We start from the raw sequence: 21,831 nt of genomic DNA, 5'->3' as shown, positions 1-21,831 counted from the left end.
AATTCACGTTATTTGTTCATGAAGCAATGCCTCCTGGAATATAACTGTCTTTTGCGGGTCTCTGGTGTCCCGATGACCACAGGGATGTTCCGGGAAATCAATTCCGTTAAAATTCATAAATGGTTATTCCGCTTCGCAGTTTGGGTTCTATAAAAGTGCTTTTGGGTGGCATTTGCAGGCCTTCGTCCGCTATCTTCTTTATTTCTTCCATAGTTACAGGCAACATGCCGAATCCTACCGTATATTTTCCTTTATCGATCAGCGATTTCATCTCCACAACATTATCTTTACCACAACCATAGGCTATACGGTTATCATTCCGCAGGTCTTCGATACCCAGTATGGGTTCCAGTATGGTCCGGAAAAGCAGCTGGGTATCCAGGGTGCTCAGTGAATCGGTAAACTCGTATCGGGTCTTTCGCAGGTAGAGCGAATAGAATTCTCCGTCCAGATACATCGTAAAGTGGTGCTTTTTGGATGGGCGGTATAGTTCCATCCCCCGGTTTTCAATGCGGTACCACTCGTCGAGCCGTATCAGGAAATCCTCTTTACTGAGCCCGTTAAGATCTTTTACCATGCGGTTAAACTCGTATATCTTCAGGTTGGATTCCGGTATGAAATAACTCATAAAAAAGTTATATGCTTCCGTACCGGAATGGCCCGGATTATCCTTTTTCAGGTTCTCGGCAAGTAAACAGGAAGAGGCCGAACGGTGATGTCCGTCTGCAATATAAATATCTCCTATTTTCCCAAATTCGCTTTGTACGAGTTTTATTTTCTCCGGGTCCGATAGTTTCCACAAGTAGTGGGTTATCCGGTCTGTCGTAGTGAACTCGTATTCGGGAATGGTTAAAGTGACGTCGTTTATTATCTTGTCTATAAGGGTGCTATCCGGATAGGTAAGGAGTACGGGTTCTGTATTGAATCCGACCGTTTTAAGGTATTCCATAAACAGTTCTTCCCGGGCCTGAAGGGTAGCTTCGTGCTTTTTGATCCTGTTGTTTTTGTAATCCTCGACGCTTGCCGCCCCGAGAATTCCGCAGAACGTATGTTTCCTTGTTTTTTGTTTGTAAATATAAAACGAAGGGGAGTCATCCTGTATGAAAATATGGTCTTCCCGGAATTCCAGGTACCTGTTGCGTACCAGTTTAAACCTGTTTTCACCCGATACTTCCCGGTGATATTTATACCCGGGATTGATGATATGCATAAAGCAATAAGGGTTATATCTGAGCCGGGCCTCCCTTTCCTTTTTGGAATAGCTTTCATAAGACCTGGACGCTACCAGGCCGACTTTGTCTTTTGTGGGGCGAACGGCACAAAATGGTTGAATTACTGCCATGAATAAATTAAAGTTTCCGGGTTGTACCTTTTAGTTTCTCTATAACACTATTCGAATTTCTCTGCAGCTATAATGGGGTGGGTTATTGTATAAATTATTGCCGATTCCATCTCCGTATGTACGGGTACCGGTCACTGTGCCTTTACGTGTTTATTACGCAAATATTTTTGCAACCTTTTCGGCCTTTTTGCTTTCGGAATAATCGTAGAACCCTTCTCCTGATTTTACCCCGAGCTTACCGGCGGCAACCATATTTACAAGCAGGGGACAAGGAGCGTATTTCGGGTTCCTGAATCCGTCATACATAACATTGAGTATGGAAAGGCATACGTCCAGACCGATAAAATCCGCCAGTTGCAAAGGCCCCATGGGGTGTGCCATTCCCAGTTTCATTACGGTGTCTATTTCCTTTACCCCGGCAACCCCGTTATAGAGGGTTTCAATAGATTCGTTGATCATCGGCATAAGGATACGGTTGGCTACAAACCCGGGGTAGTCATTTACTTCAACCGGTGTTTTCCGAAGTTTCTCCGAAAGTTCTGTAACCACTTGTGTGGTTTCGTCCGATGTACTGTAACCACGGATGATCTCCACGAGTTTCATAATAGGCACCGGGTTCATGAAGTGCATACCGATAACCTTTTCCGCTCTCCCTGTTACCGAAGCTATTTTCGTTATGGATATGGATGATGTATTGGTCGCCAGAATAGTGTCTTCGGGGCATATTTCATCCAGTTTACGGAAAATATCCAGTTTCAGTTCCAGGTTCTCCGTAGCAGCTTCCACAACCAGTCCCGCATGTTCTATACCTTTTTTCATGTCGGTATGAGAGTGGATATTACCAAGCGTCTGTTGTTTTTCTTCCTCTGTAACGGTTCCTTTGTCGACCATGCGGTCCAGGTTTCTTTCAATTGTAGCCAATCCTTTAGCCAACGCTTTTTCGGATATGTCAATGAGCTGTACTTTAAAACCGAACTGTGCAAATGTATGAGCGATGCCGTTTCCCATAGTTCCGGCACCGATAACTGCTATATTTTTCATGTTCCGTATTTTATGTGTGTGTTTTGTGTGTATAGTGATCGTTTTTAGGACAGAGTATCGTTTTCCGGCTTTTTGCGCGAGGGCCGGGATCAGAAATTGGCGATGACCTCCATGGCCACTTTCAGAGCCTCTTTTCCCTGGGCAAGGGTTACGATAGGGGTGGTGTTATTCTCAATGGCATCGGCAAAAGTTTCCAGTTCGTCCAGGATGGCATTGTTAGGGAATATTTTCGGGTTTTCGAAATATATCTGTTTTTTTAGCCCTTCGGCATTTTGGAGGATAAGTGCAAATTCGTCAAATTTCTTCGGAGCGTCTTTCATTTTTACCACTTCCACCTGTTTTTCAAGGAAATCGACGGAGATATAGGCGTCTTTCTGAAAAAAACGGGATTTCCGCATATTTTTGAGAGAGATCCTGCTGGCGGTGAGATTGGCCACACATCCGTTTTCAAATTCAATACGTGCATTGGCTATATCCGGGGAGTTACTGATAACCGACACCCCGCTGGCATTGATGCTCTTTACCGGGGAATCGACCAGGCTGAGGATAATGTCAATGTCATGTATCATAAGGTCCAGTACTACAGGCACATCTGTCCCCCTGGGGTTGAATTCGGCAAGGCGGTGCGTCTCTATGAACATGGGATTGCTTATCTTGTCCTTTACCGCAGTAAAAGCGGGATTGAACCGTTCCACATGGCCCACCTGTCCTTTAACACCGTGCTTTTCGGCCAGCGCCATAATTTCTTCCGCTTCTTCTATGGTATTGGCTATAGGCTTTTCCACAAATATATGTTTGCCCTTTTCCAGGGCTTTTTTGGCACATTCGAAATGAGAAAGGGTAGGGGTAACTATATCCACGACATCCACGGCCTCGATCAGTTCGTCTACGGAAGAAAAAGAAGTGTACCCGAATTCTTTGGATACTTTTTGTGCGTTCTTTTGATTGGGGTCGTAGAAACCGGCCAACTCGTATTTGTCGGACTGGTTGAGTAATCGAAGATGAATCTTTCCGAGGTGCCCGGCACCCAGAACTCCGGCTTTAAGCATAGAATTAATGTTTTGAACAAAAATAAGGTTATTCATGGAATAAGACCAATAATATCTCCGGATTATGGATAAAATTGTGCTCTGTCCAATGTAAAAACGATCACCGCCGGGCGGGAATGATACAAGGTAGCCCCCGGAACAATCTCGTGAAAACGGGAGCCCCGGTACAGGAAGTCCCCCGATTTTTTTCACTTAGAAAATCCTTTGACTTGTCCAATTTATTTTTCGTCGTAACTTTACTGCGCTAACATAACACAACCTTGAAAGATACCTTAAAACATAGAGGAAAGAGAAACAGGCTTGCGGAAACCGTGGCGGAAAAAGGAATAACCGATCCTAAAGTGCTGGATGCCATACGGAGGGTGCCCAGGCACCTTTTTATGGACAGTAGTTTCGAGGACCATGCCTATCAGGACAAAGCTTTCCCTATTGCTGCGGGACAGACGATCTCACAGCCTTTCACCGTTGCTTTCCAGACCGAGCTGTTACAGGTTTCCCCGGGAGATAAAATACTGGAAATAGGTACGGGGAGCGGATATCAGACCGCAGTTTTGCTGGAGATGAAAGCGCGGGTCTATTCCATAGAAAGACAGCTGGAATTGTTTAAGCGTACCAACCTGTTCCTGCCTAAACTCGGCTATCGTCCCAAAAAACTTATTTTCGGCGACGGTTACAAGGGGCTTAAAGAAGAAGCTCCTTTTGAAGGTATTATAGTTACTGCCGGGGCCCCGGAAGTACCTAAGGCCTTGCTGGCGCAATTGAAAGTAGGAGGGAGGCTGGTAATCCCGGTCGGCGATATTACCCAGGTCATGACGATGTTTACCCGTAAATCCGCCAAGGAATTTGAGAAAAAGGAATTCGGGGAATTCCGTTTTGTTCCCTTGCTGGAGGATAAAAATTAAAAATCCGGAAATAAAGCACCTTTTTAAAGGATATTCTTAAATATGATAAAAATCTTCTCAGAGTGTTTTATATTCCGGAAAAAGGTATTAATATTGTATTACAAATGAAAACAAACCTTATTCATATCATTTCTGTCATTGTCATTGTGATTATTTCACCCTGACCGGGAATGCTGTGTTTGAAATAGAATATAAAAACAAAGCCTTCCCGCAACGGAAGGTTTTTTTATTAACTGATTTTTATTGATGAAAACATTATCATACATAGTCATTATTCTTGTCGTCATTATTAACACGTTTCCGGGTTGATACGATAAGGATATGCTGTAAAACAGGGGCCCGTATCAATCCGAAGAATGATACGGGCCTTTTGTTTTTCAGCTTTTATTTGTTTTTGGATATGATAGGAATAAGTGTTATAAAACATTGTAAATCAGTATTGTAAATACATGCGGATGGAATTGAGTTTAAAAAACAGAATTAATGTTAAAATACTGGAGATTTTATATAAAATAATTTAGCTGATCGTAAAGTATAATAGTGAAAACAAATTTTTATTAAATAATGTTAAACACGTATAGTAAACAAGTTACCCAAGATCCAACACTACCTGCCGCACAGGCAATGCTGCATGCCATAGGACTTAGCGATGATGATCTGAAAAAACCGCTGATAGGTATAGCGAGTACCGGTTATGAAGGAAATCCCTGTAACATGCATCTTAACGGTTTATCCGAGTATGTGAAACAAGGTACGGAACAGGCAGACCTTGTAGGACTTATTTTTAACACCATCGGGGTAAGTGACGGTATTTCCAACGGAACACAGGGAATGCGCTATTCCCTTCCTTCCAGAGATCTCATAGCGGATTCTATTGAAACAGTCGTCCAGGGGATGAGCTATGACGGGGTCGTCACGGTAGTAGGGTGCGACAAGAACATGCCCGGTGCACTGATGGCGCTGTTACGCCTCAACCGCCCTTCCGTACTGGTCTATGGCGGAACGATTGCCGCCGGTTGCCACAACGGTAAAAAGCTGGATATTATTTCTGCTTTCGAAGCCTGGGGTAGTAAAGTTGCCGGAAGTATTACAGAAGAAGATTATAAAGAAGTTATTCATAAAGCATGTCCCGGAGCAGGAGCATGCGGTGGTATGTACACTGCCAATACCATGGCATCGGCAATAGAAGCCATGGGGATGTCGCTTCCGCACAACTCATCTATTCCTGCGGTTAACAATGGTAAAAAGGAAGATTGTATTGCAGCGGGGAAAGCACTGAGACTCCTGCTGGAAAAAGATATAAAACCCAGGGATATAGTAACCAGAAAATCACTGGAGAACGCCTTTCGCGTAGTTACTGTTCTTGGAGGGTCTACCAATGCCGTACTGCATTTTATGGCCATAGCCAAAGCGGCAGAAGTAGATTTTTCGCTGGATGACTTTAAACGTATAAGCGACAACACTCCTTTGCTGGCCGATCTGAAACCCAGCGGTAAGTATGTTATGGAAGATCTTCACAGCATAGGAGGTGTGCCTGCAGTTTTAAAATATATGTTGAAAGAGGGAATGCTGCATGGTGACTGTGTTACGGTTACAGGAAAGACACTGGCGGAAAACCTCGCGGAAGTTCCGGACCTGGAAGAAGGGCAGGACATTATCCGTCCTTTGGACAACCCGATAAAGAACACCGGCCACATACGTATCTTATATGGTAACCTGGCCGAAAAGGGCGCCGTGGCCAAGATAACCGGGAAAGAAGGATTGCGCTTTACGGGAAAAGCCAAAGTATTTAACGGAGAGTCCGAAGCCAATACCGGTATTAAAGACGGTAAGGTGGAAAAAGGAGATGTGGTTATTATCCGTTACGAAGGGCCGAAAGGAGGCCCCGGGATGCCAGAAATGCTGAAGCCTACTTCGGCCATTATGGGAGCAGGTCTCGGAAAAGATGTAGCCCTGATCACCGACGGACGGTTTTCCGGCGGGTCTCACGGTTTTGTGGTAGGGCACGTTTCGCCCGAAGCCCAGGAGGGAGGTACCATAGCCCTGGTAGAAGACGGGGATATTATTACTATAGATGCGGAAGAGAATACCATAAATGTGGCACTTTCCGATGAAGAGATCCGCGAGCGGAGATCTAAATGGGAACAACCGCCGTTAAAAGAGAAAAAAGGAATATTGTACAAATACGCCAAAACAGTTTCGTCAGCATCCGAAGGGTGTGTTACCGACGAATTTTAAATCTGTAAAAAACGCACGGCCGTGCGCTTCCAGGGGTATGCATTTTCGTGTATATGTGACCGGTGCATATTGCAATTTGGTGTGACAATAAATAACAGTATGGAAACATTAAAAGAAAAATTAGTAGAAACGGAAACCAGGACAACCGTAAAGATCAGTGGAGCGGAAGCGGTGATCCATTGCCTTCTCGAAGAAGGAGTAGACCTTATTTACGGTTACCCCGGAGGTGCTATTATGCCTGTTTATGATGAACTGTATAAGTTCCGGGACAAACTGCACCACGTACTTACCCGTCATGAACAGGGAGCAGCTCATGCGGCCCAGGGATATGCCAGGGCAACGGGAAAAGTGGGGGTAGCCATAGCTACTTCCGGGCCCGGAGCCACCAATCTCGTCACGGGGATTGCCGATGCTCAGATAGATTCTACCCCCATGGTATGCATCACCGGGCAGGTAGCCCGTCATTTGCTGGGTACGGATGCCTTTCAGGAGACCGATATCATCGGGATATCCACCCCGGTAACCAAGTGGAGTTACCAGGTAACCAGGGCTGCCGATATCCCAAAGGCCCTGGCCAAGGCTTTTTATATTGCACGTTCCGGTCGTCCCGGGCCTGTGCTGATAGATATCACCAAAAATGCGCAATTCGAGGAATTTGATTTTTCCTATAAAAAATGTACCGCGATACGAAGCTATAAACCGAAACCCGAAATAAACCCTGCAAAAATAGAAGAAGCGGCCGCACTTATCAACAGTGCCAAAAAACCTTTTGTCATATTCGGTCAGGGAATTATTCTCGGAAAGGCAGAAGAAGAGCTCAGGGCATTTATTGAAAAGTCCGGGATACCTTCCGCAGCGACTGTTCTCGGACTTTCCGCACTGCCTACGGAGCATCCTCTGCATGTAGGGATGGTAGGAATGCACGGCAACTACGCACCGAACATCCTTACGAACGAATGTGATGTGCTCATCGCTCTGGGAATGCGTTTTGACGACAGGGTGACCGGGGATCTGAACACTTACGCCAAACAGGCAAAAGTGGTGCATTTCGAGATTGACCCGGCAGAAGTAGACAAGAACGTAAAGACCCATGTGGCTGTTCTCGGGGATATAAAGGATACCCTGGCAGGCCTGTTGCCCCTTATCCGTGAAAACAAACACGAAGACTGGCACAAGGAATTCAAGGACCGGCATGCCATTGAATTTGAGAAAGTGATCAAGAACGATCTTTTCCCGGAAAAAGAAAAACTCACCATGGGAGAGGTCATGGAAAAGATCAACAAACGTACCGGTGGCGATGCCATTGTGGTTTCCGATGTAGGGCAACACCAGATGATAGCCTGCAGGTATGCCAGGTTCAACAAAACAAAGAGCAATATTACTTCCGGCGGATTGGGAACTATGGGGTTTGCTCTTCCCGCAGCTATCGGGGCCAAAATGGGGGCCCCGGAAAGGGAAGTCGTGGCTGTTATAGGTGACGGTGGTTACCAGATGACCATTCAGGAGCTCGGAACCATATTTCAGACCCGAGTCCCGGTGAAGATCGTCGTGCTGAACAACGACTTCCTGGGGATGGTACGGCAGTGGCAGCAACTCTTTTTTGATAAACGCTATGCCTCTACTGAGCTCATCAACCCGGACTTTGTCACTATCGCCAAAGGATATCACATTCCCGCGCGAAGGGTTACCAGAAGAGAAGAACTGGATGAAGCCATTAATGAGCTTATAGCTTCCGAAGAAGCGCATTTCCTGGAGGTTTGTGTGGAAAAAGAAGATAATGTATTCCCGATGATACCTACAGGAGCTTCCGTAGCCGATTGCAGACTGGAGTAAATGTGCTGATATGTCAACGAGATAATTAGGTAATTCAGTGGGTGGGTTTTGGAGTTCTTGGTTCGTTAGTATGAATAGTAAAAGCAAAGAACTCCAAAATCCGAAAACTGCAAAATTCAGAAACTAAAAATGAACAGAACATATACCGTTTCCATATATTCGGAAAACAACATAGGGCTGTTGAACCGGATATCGGCAATATTTTTAAAACGACACATCAATATAGAAAGCCTTACCGTTTCGGAGTCGGAAATTGAAAATGTAAGCCGATTTGTTATTGTAGCTGCCATGGATGAAGACCAGGTACGCAAAATTGTCGGGCAACTGGAAAAACAGATCGAGGTCATAAAAGCGTATTACCATACCGATGAAGAAACCATCTACCAGGAAACCGCTTTATTCAAAATAAAATCGAGCCTGTTGTTTGACGAGAGACAGATACAGAACATCATCAAGCAAAGCAATGCCAATATCGTTACCGTGGCAAGAGATTTTTTTGTCATAGAGAAAACCGGAAGACGGCATGAAACCGATGCATTGTACGAGGAGCTCGTGCCCTTTGGCATCATGCAGTTTGTACGTTCCGGAAGAATAGCGGTTTCCAAGAGCGAAATGAACATATCTGCATTGCTCCGGGAATTTCAGAATGCATAGGGATTATGATTTCCCCGTTAAACGCACGGCCGTGCGTTTCCACAAGGGATCCCATGAACATCAAACGGTCATATATTTTAACAAGTACAATTAATTATAAATCAGAAATAATAAGCAATAAAAATGGCAAATTACTTTAACACGCTTCCGTTGAGGCTTCAATTACAACAATTAGGAGTATGTGAATTTATGGACAGGTCCGAATTCAATGAAGGTGTAAAAAAACTTTTAGGAAAAAAAATAGTAATTGTAGGCTGTGGTGCCCAGGGGCTTAACCAGGGACTGAATATGAGGGATTCCGGATTGGATATTTCTTATGCATTGCGTGAAGCCGCCATCAAGGAACAAAGGCAATCCTATAAAAATGCAACGGAAAACGGGTTTAACGTAGGTACTTATGAAGAACTGATCCCGACTGCCGACATGGTTTGTAACCTTACGCCGGACAAACAGCATACATCGGTGATCAAAACCATTATGCCCCTGATGAAACAGGGTTCTACCTTGTCCTACTCTCACGGGTTCAACATTGTGGAAGAGGGAATGAAGATACGGGAAGATATTACGGTAATCATGGTAGCCCCGAAGTGTCCCGGATCTGAAGTAAGGGAAGAATATAAAAGAGGGTTCGGAGTACCTACCCTTATCGCAGTTCACCCGGAGAATGACCCTAACGGGGAAGGTTTGGAGCAGGCCAAGGCTTACGCTGCCGCTACCGGAGGACACAGGGCAGGGGTACTGCGCTCTTCTTTCGTAGCCGAAGTAAAATCAGATCTTATGGGAGAACAGACCATTCTGTGCGGACTGTTACAAACCGGATCTATACTGAGCTTCGATAAAATGGTGGAAAAAGGAGTAGAGCCCGGCTATGCGGCCAAACTGGTTCAGTACGGATGGGAGACCATAACGGAAGCATTGAAGCACGGAGGGATCACCAACATGATGGACAGGTTGTCCAATCCGGCCAAAATAGAGGCTTTCCGCTTATCTGAAGAGCTGAAAGAGATTATGAGGCCGCTGTTCCAGAAACATATGGACGATATTATGAGCGGACACTTCTCCAAAACAATGATGGAAGACTGGGCAAACGATGATGCCAACCTGCTTACCTGGAGAAAAGCCACGGGGGAAACCGCCTTCGAAAAAACAGAAATTGCATCCGATCCTATTTCAGAGCAGGAGTATTTTGATAATGGAGTATTGATGATTGCCTTTGTAAAATCCGGAGTGGAACTGGCGTTCGAAACCATGACAGAAGCCGGTATTATCGCAGAGTCAGCTTATTACGAGTCCCTGCACGAAACACCGCTTATTGCTAACACCATAGCACGTAAAAAACTGTTTGAGATGAACCGTGTTATATCCGATACGGCAGAATACGGGTGTTATCTTTTCGATCATGCATGTAAGCCGTTGCTGGCCGATTTCATGAAAAAGATCGACACGAATGTTATTGGCAAATCTTTCGGGAGTGGTAATGCGGTAGACAACCAGGAACTTATTAAAGTAAATGCACAGATCAGAAATCATCCTGTGGAAAAAGTAGGGGCATACCTGCGTTCTTCCATGACAGAGATGAAAAAGATCGTTTAACAATTAAAGGAGGCCGGGGCAACCGGAATGGTCCCCGGTCATTTTCTAAGTTTTACATACGGTTCGTCATATTTTGCACCGGTGAAATAACCCGATAAATTTTTATACTTGAAAACCGACTACACATACAAATCAACAAACGAGGAGATAAGACAGAGATTCGATAACGATGTGGAGCGTTTTTCTGATCTGCATACCGGCCAGCAATCCACCATAGATGCCCCGGTAACGCTCGAATGGATAACCGAAGCCGCACGTAGTGTAAATCCGGATGCGCATAACCTTCTCGATATCGGGTGCGGAGCGGGGAATTATACGCTGAAAATGCTTTCCAAACTACCCGGCCTCAACTGTACCCTGGTAGACCTTTCCCGTCCTATGCTGAAAAGGGCAGAAGAAAGGGTGAGGGAGAAGACCAACGGAAAAATAGATGTCTTTGAAGGAGACATCCGGGAAGTGAATTTGCCGCAGGACCATTTCGATATTGTACTCGCCGGAGCGGTGTTGCATCATTTGCGGGAAGACGAGGACTGGGAGAACGTATTCGGAAAAATATACAGCTTGCTGAAACCCGGCGGAAGTTTCTGGATATCCGATATGGTTTCTCACGATTCCGGAGCCGTACATGCCATGTTCTGGAGAGAATACGGTAACTACCTGGAAAATGCCGGCGGAAAAGATTACAGGGAAAAAGTATTTGCCTATATCGAAAAGGAAGATACCCCGCGGTCGGTAACCTATCAGACAGAACTTATGAAAAAGACCGGGTTTAAAACGGTGGAAATATTACATAAAAACAGTTGCTTCGCGGCATTCGGGGCAATTAAATAAAACCGATGCAGGGTTTATAGCGCGGCAAAGCCATAAACCCGAATACCCGGATAACAAAATTACAGAGGATTTTATGGACGTGACAACAAAGTACATACCAGAAATAGAACAGGTCAAAGAAGCGGCAAAAACCCTGGCAGGTGTAGCCATACATACACCACTGGCACAAAGCCTTACCTACTCCAGGATGTTTGATGCCAATATTCTTTTGAAAAGGGAAGATCTGCAAATAGTCCGGTCCTATAAGATAAGAGGGGCTTATAACAAGATCCGGTCATTGTCCGAAGAAGAAAAAGCCCGGGGGATCGTTTGTGCCAGTGCGGGAAATCATGCACAGGGCGTTGCGATGTCCTGCAATAAACTGGGCATCAAGGGCACGATCTATATGCCGGCACCTACACCCAGGCAAAAAATCAGCCAGGTGAAAATGTTCGGGGAAGACCAGATAGATATCGTATTGGTAGGGGATACTTTTGACGATTCCAACAAAGCGGCTGTCACCGAGTGCGAACGACTGGGAAAAACCTTTGTACATCCCTTTGACGATGAAAAGGTAATAGAAGGACAGGCTACCGTAGGACTGGAAATACTGGAACAGGCTGCTGTTCCGGTAGACTACCTTTTTGTTCCCGTGGGAGGAGGTGGTCTGGCATCAGGCGTATCCGCTGTATTCCGTGTATTATCCCCCGAAACAAAAATTATAGGAGTGGAGCCGGAAGGCGCACCTTCTATGAGCATGTCCATACAAAACAATGCAAATACCGAACTCGGTGAGATCGAAAAATTCGTAGACGGAGCTGCAGTTCAGCGGGTAGGCGACAAAACTTTTGAAATATGCAAACAATTTCTTCACGATATGATAACTGTCCCCGAAGGAAAAGTCTGCCAGACGATATTAGATTTGTATAACAAGGACGCTATTGTTGTAGAACCTGCAGGTGCACTTACCATATCGGCACTGGACAGGTATAAAGATGAGATAAAGGGAAAAAATGTGGTCTGCGTGGTAAGCGGCAGCAATAATGACATTACCCGTACCGCAGAGATCAAGGAGAGAGCCCTTTTATATGCCAATCTCAAACATTATTTTATTGTGCGGTTCCCGCAGCGTGCCGGGGCTCTTAAAGAATTTGTTGCCGAGATACTGGGCCCGAATGACGATATAACCCATTTTCAGTATACCAAGAAACACAGCAGGGAAAATGCTCCTGCGGTAGTAGGTATCGAGCTTAAAAGTGAAAAGGATTTGTTACCTTTGATAGAGCGTATGAAAGCCCGTCATTTTTACGGGGACTACCTGAACAACAAACCGGATTTGTTCCAGTTTCTGGTATAAAGCAGAGACAAGACAACCATGTTTAACCACAAAACGAAAACACACTAATGCAAAGCGTTCAAGAAGAATTCAAATTAAAAAGCACAATACACCAGGATACCTATCTGGCCAATGGTGAACTGAAAAAATGGGAAGGCGGTTTTGCCGAAGTATACTCTTCCATACATACCCATAACAATAAAGGGGAATACGGCCCTACATTACTGGGTACCGTTCCGGATATGGACGAGTCATCCGCACTGGAAACACTCGGCGCGGCCTGTGATGCCTATGACAAAGGACAGGGATTGTGGCCGACCATGAAAGTGGTGGACAGGATAGCATGTATGGAGAAGTTCGTCCGGCAAATGAAAACCAGACGCGAGGAAGTTGTAAAACTCCTGATGTGGGAAATAGGAAAGAACCTCCCGGATTCCGAAAAAGAATTCGACAGGACGGTAGAGTATATCTACGATACTATTGAAGATTATAAACAACTGGATCGCGACAGTGCGCGTTTTGAAAAACACGGCGGGGTTTACGCCCATATTCGTCGCGGGCCGCTCGGCGTGGTCCTCTGTATGGGACCGTACAATTATCCTCTTAACGAAACTTTTGCCCTACTGATCCCTGCGCTTATGATGGGGAATACTGTAGTGTTTAAACCTGCAAAGCATGGCGTTCTCCTGATTTCTCCGTTGCTCGAAGCATTCCGGAGCAGTTTCCCGAAAGGAGTGGTAAACATTCTTTACGGAAGGGGAAGGGTAGTGGCCGCCCCGATAATGAAAACAGGTAAGATTGATGTTCTTGCGCTTATAGGTAACAGTAAATCCGCTATTGCCCTGCAGGACCAGCACCCTAATAAGAACAGGTTAAGGCTGGTTCTGGGACTGGAAGCCAAAAACCCGGCCATCGTATTACCGGATGCAGATCTGGACCTTGCCATAGAAGAATGTATTTCCGGGACCCTGTCTTTTAACGGACAGCGGTGTACGGCCCTTAAGGTGCTGTATGTACATGAAGATGTGGTCGAAGAATTCAACAAACGGTTTGCCCGGCGTGTAGATGAACTGAAATTCGGGAACCCCTGGGAACCCGGCGTTATGCTTACCCCGCTACCGGAGCCCGGTAAACCCGATTACATCCAGGAACTCATTGATGATGCCGTAGCCAAGGGGGCGAAAATTATTAATAAAAGGGGAGGAGAGCGTACGGAAAATTATATTTTCCCCCCGGTGTTGTACCCGGTGAGCAAAGATTCCAGGGCATACCAGGAAGAGCAGTTCGGTCCGCTTATTCCCATCCTGCCTTTCAGAAGCATAGAAGAGCCCCTGAACGATATGGCCGAGTCCAACTACGGGCAGCAGGTAAGCCTGTTCGGGCAGAATATAAAAACCCTGGCACCGCTTATCGATACGCTGGTTAACCTGGTATGCCGGGTGAACCTTAACAGTTCCTGTCAGCGTGGACCGGATGTATACCCTTTCACCGGAAGAAAAGATTCGGCCGTAAGTACCCTCAGCGTGCATGATGCTTTGCGTTCGTTCTCCGTACGTACTTTCGTAGCTTCGAAAGACAATGAATACAACCGGGCTATTTTAACCGAACTTCTGGACAGCAAGGCTTCCAATTTTATGAATACGGACTATATTTTGTAAAAAAGGGTCGTCTTCAATATCTCATAAAAACAAAACCCGGATTGCAAGATCCGGGTTTCTCTTTGGGAAGGTTTCAGTTAGCTAAATCAATTTTTATATAATGGTAGACTGCCCAAATTCGATATTTTCCTTATTAACCTGAGTGGTATCTTCCGCGTGAAGAATAAAGTCGGCTATAAAATCACCTACCTTATTGGTGCCGAATTTGCTGTCTTTATCCAGGTCGGGTGTTACCACACCTTTCTCGAGGGACTTTTCGACGGCATTCTTAACAGCTTCGGCTTCTTCCTTCAGGTTAAAATGCTCCAGGAGCATGGCAGCGGAAAGGATAGACGCTACCGGGTTGGCAATATCCTTGCCTTTGGCCTGCGGATAGGACCCGTGTATAGGCTCAAACATGGCATTGTCACTTCCTACGGAAGCAGATGCAAGTAAACCTATGGAACCTCCGATGACACTTCCCTCGTCGGAAATAATATCACCGAACATATTTTCGGTAAGGATAACATCAAACTGGCCCGGATTGAGGATGATCTGCATGGCGGCATTGTCCACAAAAAGGAAATCCAGTTCCACGTCGGGATAACTTTTACCAATAGCCGTAACCACTCTTCGCCACAGCCTGGAGGTTTCCAGTACATTGGCCTTGTCCACGAGTGTCAGTTTATTTCTTCTGCTCCTTGCCGCCTTAAATGCTAAATGGGCAATACGTTCTATTTCCGCTTCGGAATATTCGCAGAGGTCGGATGCTACCGTACCGTTTTCACTCAGTTTTTTCTCCCCGAAATAAATACCTCCCGTAAGCTCCCTGTAAATCGTAAAATCCGTTCCGGAAATAATTTCTTTTTTCAGGGGGGATTTTTCGATAAGGGTAGGATAGGCTTTAACGGGACGGATATTGGTAAAAAGGCCGAGGGATTTCCGGAGTTTCAACAACCCTTGTTCCGGCCGTACTTTCGCTTTGGGATCATTGTCGTATTTAGGATCTCCTATCGCACCGAAAAGCACGGCATGGGATCTTCTGCATACTTCCAGGGTCTCTTCCGGCAGGGGATCCCCGGTTTTGTCAATGGCTACGGCCCCGACCAGGGCTTCTTCGAAATGGAAGGTATGGCCGAAGGCATCGGCAACAGCCTGTAAAGATTTTACGGCTTGTTCCACTACATCAGGGCCTATACCGTCTCCAGGTAAAAGTGCGATGTTCAATTTCATATCTATTTCTTTTTTAATATGGTTTGGTAGCTGAGCCAAGTCGAAGCTCAAATTCTTCAATTTTGCCCTTTTTGCTGATGAGGAAGTCTATATCATCGTACCCGTTCAGCAAACACAGTTTTTTATAAGCGTCTATCTCAAAAGGTTCCTTTTTATCCGAACCCTTTATAGCAATATACTGTTCTTCGAGATTTACCAGTATTTCCGTAGCGGGGTCATTTTGTACCGCTGCCAGAAGTTCCTTGAGGTATCCGGGAGATACCTGTACGGGCAATAAACCGTTGTTCAGTGCATTTCCTTTGAATATATCCGCAAAATAACTGGATACAATAACTTTCAGCCCGTAATCCGCCAGGGCCCATGCAGCGTGTTCACGGCTGGAGCCGCAACCGAAATTATCTCCGGCAATGAGGATAGTGCCACTGTACCCGGTATCGTTAAGAGGAAAGGATTCGTTCTCCGAACCATCTTTGTTATACCTCCAGTCGCGGAAAAGGTTTTCCCCGAACCCGGCTTTATTGGTGGCTTTGAGAAAACGTGCCGGTATGATCTGGTCAGTGTCTATATTCTCTATGGGCAGCGGGATGGCCCTTGACGTATGTGTGATGAATTTTTCCATTTTTCTTTTTCTTCTACTAACGATTGAACTGTGCGGCCTTCTCTCCTGATGGAGACGCACGGCCGTGCGTCTCTTCTTTATAAATTGATAAATAAAATTATGCGGGCACGGTGATCTCTTCTTCGTACGGGGCCGCTATGGCTCCTTTTACCGCCGTTGCGGCAGCTATAAGGGGACTGGCCAGTATAGTTCGTGCTCCCTGTCCCTGGCGTCCTTCGAAATTCCTGTTGGAGGTGGACACACAATATTCCCCTGCCGGGATCTTATCGTCATTCATGGCGAGGCAGGCAGAACAGCCGGGCTGGCGCAATACGAAACCGGCTTCTTCGAATACTTCCTTCAAACCTTCCTCTTCGATCTGTTTGGCTACCTGCTGCGAACCGGGAACAATAAGGGCATTTACATTGGCCGCTTTTTGTTTACCCCTGATATAATCCGCTGCAATACGGAAATCCTCGATACGGGAATTGGTACAACTTCCGATAAATACATAATTGATCGGTTTGCCCAGCAGGGTTTCTCCCTTTTCAAATCCCATGTACCTGAGGGATTTCTCAAAAGAAATATCGTTCAGTTCGGGGATATGCCCGTCTATTTTGATACCCATCCCGGGGTTGGTCCCGTAAGTTACCATAGGAGCGATGTCTTCCGCATCAAAAGAGTATTCTTTGTCAAATACCGCACCTTCATCGGTTTTAAGCGTTTTCCAGTAGGCTACTTTTTTGTCGAATGCTGATCCTTTCGGAGCGAACTCTTTTCCTTTTACATAAGCAAAAGTAGTTTCATCAGGCGCTATCATACCGCCACGGGCTCCCATTTCTATACTCATGTTACACACCGTCATACGCCCTTCCATACTCATATTCTCAAAAACATCTCCGGCATATTCCGCAAAATACCCGGTACCGGAATTGGTTCCGAGTTTGGCAATAATGTAAAGGATAACATCTTTGGGGAGCACTCCTTTGCGGAGTTTTCCGTTGACGTTGATCCTCATTTTTTTAGGTTTGCTCAGCAACAGGCACTGGCTCGCAAAAACCTGGGCTACCTGGCTGGTACCGATACCGAATGCTATGGTACCGAAGGCACCGTGGGTAGAAGTATGACTATCCCCGCATACCATGGTCATTCCGGGTTGGGTGATACCGAGTTCTGGGGCCATAACATGAACAATACCCTGGTATTTATGTCCCAGGCCATACAGCGTTACCCCGTGTTTTTTACAGTTTTCCGTCAATTGCTCCACCTGTTTCCGTGAAAGGGCATCCTGAATAGGCAGGTGCTGGTTAAGTGTGGGGACATTGTGGTCTGCGGTAGCCACGATCTGATCCGGGCGGAAAACCGGTATATTCCTTTGCTCCAGTTCCGCAAACGCCTGGGGGCTGGTTACCTCGTGGATCAGGTGCTTGTCTATATATAATATTTGTGGTCCATTCTCTACAGAATCGACCACATGGCTATCCCAAACTTTATCAAATAATGTCTTCTTCATTCGTTTTTTACTTTAGTTGCATGCAATGGGCAGGTTGTGCGTTCAGGGAGTTGAGATTGTTGTGCTTTACAAAAGGATATTATAGTTAGTTTTTTAATTATGTTTTTTAATTATGATCCGGCAATCCCTTACACTGCCCTTGCTTCCGTTATTTTGCAGACATGCATTATTTCATGGATGTCCTGGTCTATTACTTCTTTTTTCCTGTCGGCGAATTTCAGGAATTCCTGGTATACCACATCCAGTTGAAGTTTGGTGAGTTCGTACCCTACCTTTTTTGCCCTGTATGCCAGTGCGGCGCGGCCGCTTCTTGCCGTAAGTACTATGGCAGATTCGGTAACCCCTACATCGGCAGGATCGATGATTTCATATGTTTCCCTGTTTTTGATGACCCCGTCCTGGTGAATACCGGAACTGTGCGCAAAGGCATTGGCACCTACGATTGCTTTATTGGGTTGTACGGGCATGCCCATGCTTTCGGAGACCATCCGACTGGTGCTGTACAGTAATCTGGAGTTGATATTCGTATCGAGATCGAGGGTAGGGTGCTGGCGAAGGATCATCACTACTTCTTCCAGGGAAGTATTTCCGGCGCGTTCACCGATACCGTTTATGGTGCATTCTATCTGTCTGGCACCGTTGATAACCCCTGCTATGGAGTTTGCCGTGGCCAGTCCGAGATCGTTATGGCAGTGGCAGGAAAGCGTTGCTTTTTCAATACCTTTTACATTGTCCCTCAGGTATTTTATCTTGGCGCCATACTCTTCGGGAAGACAATACCCGGTAGTATCGGGTATATTGAGCACTGTGGCCCCGGCTGCTACAACTGCTTCACAGACCTGTGCGAGGAATTCATTATCCGTACGCCCGGCATCTTCGGCATAAAATTCCACATCGTCTACAAAAGTCCTGGCATAGGCTACCGCACTGACTGCTCTTTCGATGATTTCTTCACGGGTTGCCTTGAATTTGTGAGTGATGTGGGAGTCCGAAGTGCCTATTCCCGTATGGATACGAGGTCTTTTAGCAAATTTCAGGGCCTCGGCAGCAACTTCAATATCTTTTTTAACCGCCCTTGTGAGTCCGCATACCGTTGCATTTTTGACTATTTTTGCTATTTCGACGACCGATGTAAAATCTCCGGGGCTGGAGATGGGGAATCCGGCCTCGATGACATCCACTCCAAGTTCGTCCAGACGCTCAGCGATTACCAGTTTCTGTTTGGTATTCAGCTTGCATCCGGGTACTTGTTCGCCATCCCGAAGAGTGGTGTCAAAGATTTGTACTTTTTCTTTACTCATGTCAAATTATTAGGCTTAATTTTATTTTTCTAATACGAATTTATATTTTGCAAATTCAAACAAAGGATTTCAGTTGTGGTACTTTACAATGCTTAACAAAAAAATATAAAACTTAACAATTTGATAACTAGGTTTTTAATATCATTTTTATTACAATGACAAATGCACAAAAAGATTCGTTGTTTGTTTTGATAAAATCCCTTTCCAAGTCCGAAAAGAGACAATTCAAGCTCTATGTTAACAGATTAGGAGTAAACGCCGACGCCAAATTCCTTGCACTTTTTAACCTCCTGGATAAAATGCACGATTATAACGAAAAGGAAATACTGAAGAGCGGGATCGTTAAAAAGCAACAATTATCCAATCTCAAAGCGCATTTGTACAAACAGGTCCTGGTAAGTCTCAGGTTAAACCCGGTGAACCAGAACATCAGGATACAGATTCGCGAACAAATGGACTTTGCCACCATACTCTACCACAAGGGGTTGTACCGCCAAAGCCTGAAAATACTTGAAAAAGCCAAACAACTTGCCATAGAGAACGAGGAAAAGAACATTGCCTACGAGATTGTGGAATTTGAGAAGATCATCGAAACCCAGTACATCACGCGCAGTATGAGCGGCCGGGCCGATGAACTTGCAGTGCAGGCCAAGGAACTGAGTATGCAGAATGTTGTAACAAGCAGGCTGTCCAACCTGTCTTTGCAACTTTATGGCATACTGCTCAAATCGGGTTATGTAAAAAGCGACGAAGAGAACCAACGTATTACGGAATACTTTTATTCCCGTTTACCCAAATGTAAACCGGAAGATCTCGGTTTCCGGGAAAAACTGTGGTTGTACAAGGCGCATCTCTGGTACAGTTTTCTCACCCAGGATTTTCTTTCCTGTTTTAAATACGCCAGTAAACTTACGGACCTGTTTTACGAAAACGAACAGATGATCTACCTGAATCCGGTGTATTACCTCAAGGGGAATAACTACCTGCTGGAATCGCTTTTCATGCTGAAGTACAAGACGCAGTTCAAGGTGGTCCTCGATCGTCTGGAAACGACTATAGCCTCCGATCCTTTTCCGAAGAACGAAAATATTTCTTCCCTTTGTTTTTTGTATATCTATATCAATAAACTTAACCTGCATTTTGTGGAAGGCTCTTTTAAGGAAGGACTCTCTCTTGTGGACGATATACTGAAGCAGTTGAAAATACACAGGGATACGATAGATGAGCATCACGTTATGGTGTTTTATTACAAGATTGCCTGCATGTATTTCGGTGACGGGGACAATAAAATGTGTATCACTTACCTGAAGAAGATCATAGATAACAAAAACCTGACCATGCGCGAAGACCTTATGTGTTTTTCCAGGGTGCTCAGCCTGGTAGCACATTATGAAGCGGGAATGGATTATCACCTGGATGTGCAGTTGAAGAGTACCTACAAATTTTTGCTGAAAATGAATGATCTTCACGAGGTTCAGAAAGAAATGATAAAATTTCTTCGGAACCTGGGGAACATTTACCCTCATGAACTTAAAAAGGAATTTAAGAAACTTCATGCCCGGTTTAAGGAACTTGACAGTGACCCGTACGAAAGAAGGGCGTTTTTATACCTGGATATTATTTCCTGGCTGGAAAGCAAGATAGAGGGCAAACCGGTAGGCATGATCATACAGGAGAAGGCAAAGAAACTGGTGCGATGACGCGCTAATGTGATAATGAGATAATTTGAGAATAAAGTTTAAGGGACAGATAATTTCTCTTTCCGCAGGGGGAGATGCCGAAGAGAGGAGAGGGTGACACAATAACAAAACCGATGATAGCTATTCGAGAAGCCTTTACGGGTGATATCCCGGTAATACAGCAGATAGCCAACCACACCTGGCCGCATACATTCAAAGACATCCTGTCGGAAAAGCAGATAGCCTATATGCTGGACATGATGTACAGCACGGAAGCATTAACGGAGCAAATGGAACAAAAGGGACACCGTTTTTTCCTGGCTTCGGAAGGCGAAAGTTACCTGGGCTTCCTCTCTTGTGAGACCGGGTATATGCAGATTCCCACCACCAAGATACATAAGATTTATATCCTGCCGGAGACACAGGGAAAAGGCGTGGGAAAAAAACTCATTGAGAGATGCAGGCAAGTGGCCGCAGAGAAAAAAGATACCGTGTTGTCCCTTAATGTCAATAAGTACAATCCTGCCATCGGTTTTTATGAGAAAATCGGGTTTAAGAAAACGGGCGAAGAAGTTATCCCCATCGGCAACGGCTATATTATGGACGATTTTGTGATGGACTGGAACTTTGAAATAAAGAATTAAGAAGCACTCCGGATTCTTGATTATCAAGTTAAAGATTCAAAGCTTACTCCTGATAATCCCGATCCCGATAATCCCGATAATTATCGGGATCGGGATTATTACGGTTACTTTGGTTTCTATAAACTTTTGCCACGAATACACGAATCGCTGTATGTAACTTATAGTAGTGTAAAAAAGGATTCGTGAATCTTCCGCCGCTAAGCGGGGACAAGCTATGGCAAACAGACTTTAGGTTTGCCACAAACCTGTGAACTTTAAGCCCACAGGTTTAGTTTCAGGATAGCTTTTTTAAAAATGGTGAAGCTGATAAATTGATGAAAGGGAGGCTTTATTATTATTTTTTATGCAATCGATTATAGTTTTCTTTGTTTAGTTAACCTTAAAAACCCACCTGCTTTGCAGGTGGTCATGTTCTGATGGCTATGCCT

General features: G+C 45.2%; 17 protein-coding genes. 10 read left to right on the top strand and 7 right to left on the bottom strand.

The annotated features are described in order from the left end of the window. Positions 1–106: 106 nt before the first annotated feature. The 3 genes from ED312_RS17680 to ED312_RS17670 form a co-directional block, all read right to left on the bottom strand. Positions 107–1,342, bottom strand: coding sequence for a DUF1015 domain-containing protein (locus ED312_RS17680; RefSeq protein WP_123217359.1), 1,236 nt, complete (start codon positions 1,340–1,342; stop codon positions 107–109). A 153-nt stretch (positions 1,343–1,495) separates the two neighbouring features. Next, complete coding sequence (locus ED312_RS17675) at positions 1,496–2,383, bottom strand: 3-hydroxyacyl-CoA dehydrogenase family protein (protein ID WP_123217358.1); 888 nt, start codon at positions 2,381–2,383, stop codon at positions 1,496–1,498. Between the two features lie 89 nt (positions 2,384–2,472). Further along, positions 2,473–3,432, bottom strand: coding sequence for a Gfo/Idh/MocA family protein (locus ED312_RS17670; RefSeq protein WP_123217365.1), 960 nt, complete (start codon positions 3,430–3,432; stop codon positions 2,473–2,475). A 260-nt stretch (positions 3,433–3,692) separates the two neighbouring features. Here ED312_RS17670 and ED312_RS17665 point away from each other — a divergent pair, with 260 nt between their 5' ends. The 8 genes from ED312_RS17665 (at position 3,693) to ED312_RS17630 (ending at position 14,456) form a co-directional block, all read left to right on the top strand. After that, complete coding sequence (locus ED312_RS17665; RefSeq protein WP_123217357.1) at positions 3,693–4,334, top strand: protein-L-isoaspartate(D-aspartate) O-methyltransferase; 642 nt, start codon at positions 3,693–3,695, stop codon at positions 4,332–4,334. A gap of 561 nt (positions 4,335–4,895) precedes the next feature. Next, a complete protein-coding gene (gene ilvD, locus ED312_RS17660) occupies positions 4,896–6,572 on the top strand; it encodes a dihydroxy-acid dehydratase (protein ID WP_123217356.1) in 1,677 nt (558 codons plus the stop codon). 99 nt (positions 6,573–6,671) lie between these two features. Beyond that, positions 6,672–8,405: a biosynthetic-type acetolactate synthase large subunit gene (ilvB, locus tag ED312_RS17655; protein WP_123217355.1), complete on the top strand. Its 1,734-nt coding sequence runs from the start codon at positions 6,672–6,674 to the stop codon at positions 8,403–8,405. Between the two features lie 129 nt (positions 8,406–8,534). Continuing rightward, on the top strand, positions 8,535–9,059 hold the full coding sequence (ilvN, locus tag ED312_RS17650; RefSeq protein WP_123217354.1) for an acetolactate synthase small subunit: 525 nt from the start codon (positions 8,535–8,537) through the stop codon (positions 9,057–9,059). 123 nt (positions 9,060–9,182) lie between these two features. Then, on the top strand, positions 9,183–10,652 hold the full coding sequence (gene ilvC / locus ED312_RS17645) for a ketol-acid reductoisomerase (protein ID WP_123217353.1): 1,470 nt from the start codon (positions 9,183–9,185) through the stop codon (positions 10,650–10,652). Between the two features lie 108 nt (positions 10,653–10,760). Next, complete coding sequence (locus ED312_RS17640; protein WP_123217352.1) at positions 10,761–11,483, top strand: class I SAM-dependent methyltransferase; 723 nt, start codon at positions 10,761–10,763, stop codon at positions 11,481–11,483. A gap of 73 nt (positions 11,484–11,556) precedes the next feature. Further along, positions 11,557–12,819 (top strand): threonine ammonia-lyase IlvA, encoded by a 1,263-nt coding sequence (gene ilvA / locus ED312_RS17635; protein WP_123217351.1) that lies wholly within the window; start codon positions 11,557–11,559, stop codon positions 12,817–12,819. Between the two features lie 47 nt (positions 12,820–12,866). Further along, positions 12,867–14,456, top strand: coding sequence for an NADP-dependent glyceraldehyde-3-phosphate dehydrogenase (locus tag ED312_RS17630; RefSeq protein ID WP_123217350.1), 1,590 nt, complete (start codon positions 12,867–12,869; stop codon positions 14,454–14,456). A 93-nt stretch (positions 14,457–14,549) separates the two neighbouring features. Here the strand turns inward: ED312_RS17630 and leuB are convergent, their stop codons facing one another. From leuB to ED312_RS17610, 4 genes are all read right to left on the bottom strand, one after another. After that, positions 14,550–15,668, bottom strand: a complete 1,119-nt coding sequence (gene leuB / locus ED312_RS17625) for a 3-isopropylmalate dehydrogenase (RefSeq protein WP_123217349.1) — start codon at positions 15,666–15,668, stop codon at positions 14,550–14,552. A gap of 13 nt (positions 15,669–15,681) precedes the next feature. Then, positions 15,682–16,287, bottom strand: coding sequence for a 3-isopropylmalate dehydratase small subunit (gene leuD, locus ED312_RS17620; RefSeq protein ID WP_123217348.1), 606 nt, complete (start codon positions 16,285–16,287; stop codon positions 15,682–15,684). A gap of 97 nt (positions 16,288–16,384) precedes the next feature. After that, a complete protein-coding gene (gene leuC, locus ED312_RS17615; protein ID WP_123217347.1) occupies positions 16,385–17,779 on the bottom strand; it encodes a 3-isopropylmalate dehydratase large subunit in 1,395 nt (464 codons plus the stop codon). A gap of 128 nt (positions 17,780–17,907) precedes the next feature. Beyond that, complete coding sequence (locus tag ED312_RS17610; protein WP_123217346.1) at positions 17,908–19,080, bottom strand: 2-isopropylmalate synthase; 1,173 nt, start codon at positions 19,078–19,080, stop codon at positions 17,908–17,910. Between the two features lie 155 nt (positions 19,081–19,235). On the opposite strand from ED312_RS17610, the gene ED312_RS17605 reads away from it, so the two are divergent. After that, complete coding sequence (locus ED312_RS17605; protein WP_123217345.1) at positions 19,236–20,780, top strand: hypothetical protein; 1,545 nt, start codon at positions 19,236–19,238, stop codon at positions 20,778–20,780. A 113-nt stretch (positions 20,781–20,893) separates the two neighbouring features. Further along, positions 20,894–21,403 (top strand): GNAT family N-acetyltransferase, encoded by a 510-nt coding sequence (locus tag ED312_RS17600; protein ID WP_123217344.1) that lies wholly within the window; start codon positions 20,894–20,896, stop codon positions 21,401–21,403. Positions 21,404–21,831: the final 428 nt, after the last annotated feature.

The sequence above is a fragment of the Sinomicrobium pectinilyticum genome, assembly GCF_003725735.1.
GTDB classification, from domain to species: Bacteria; Bacteroidota; Bacteroidia; order Flavobacteriales; family Flavobacteriaceae; genus Sinomicrobium; species Sinomicrobium pectinilyticum.
The sequence above is the reverse complement of the archived record's forward strand: the minus strand, read 5'-3'. Positions and strand labels throughout refer to the sequence as shown.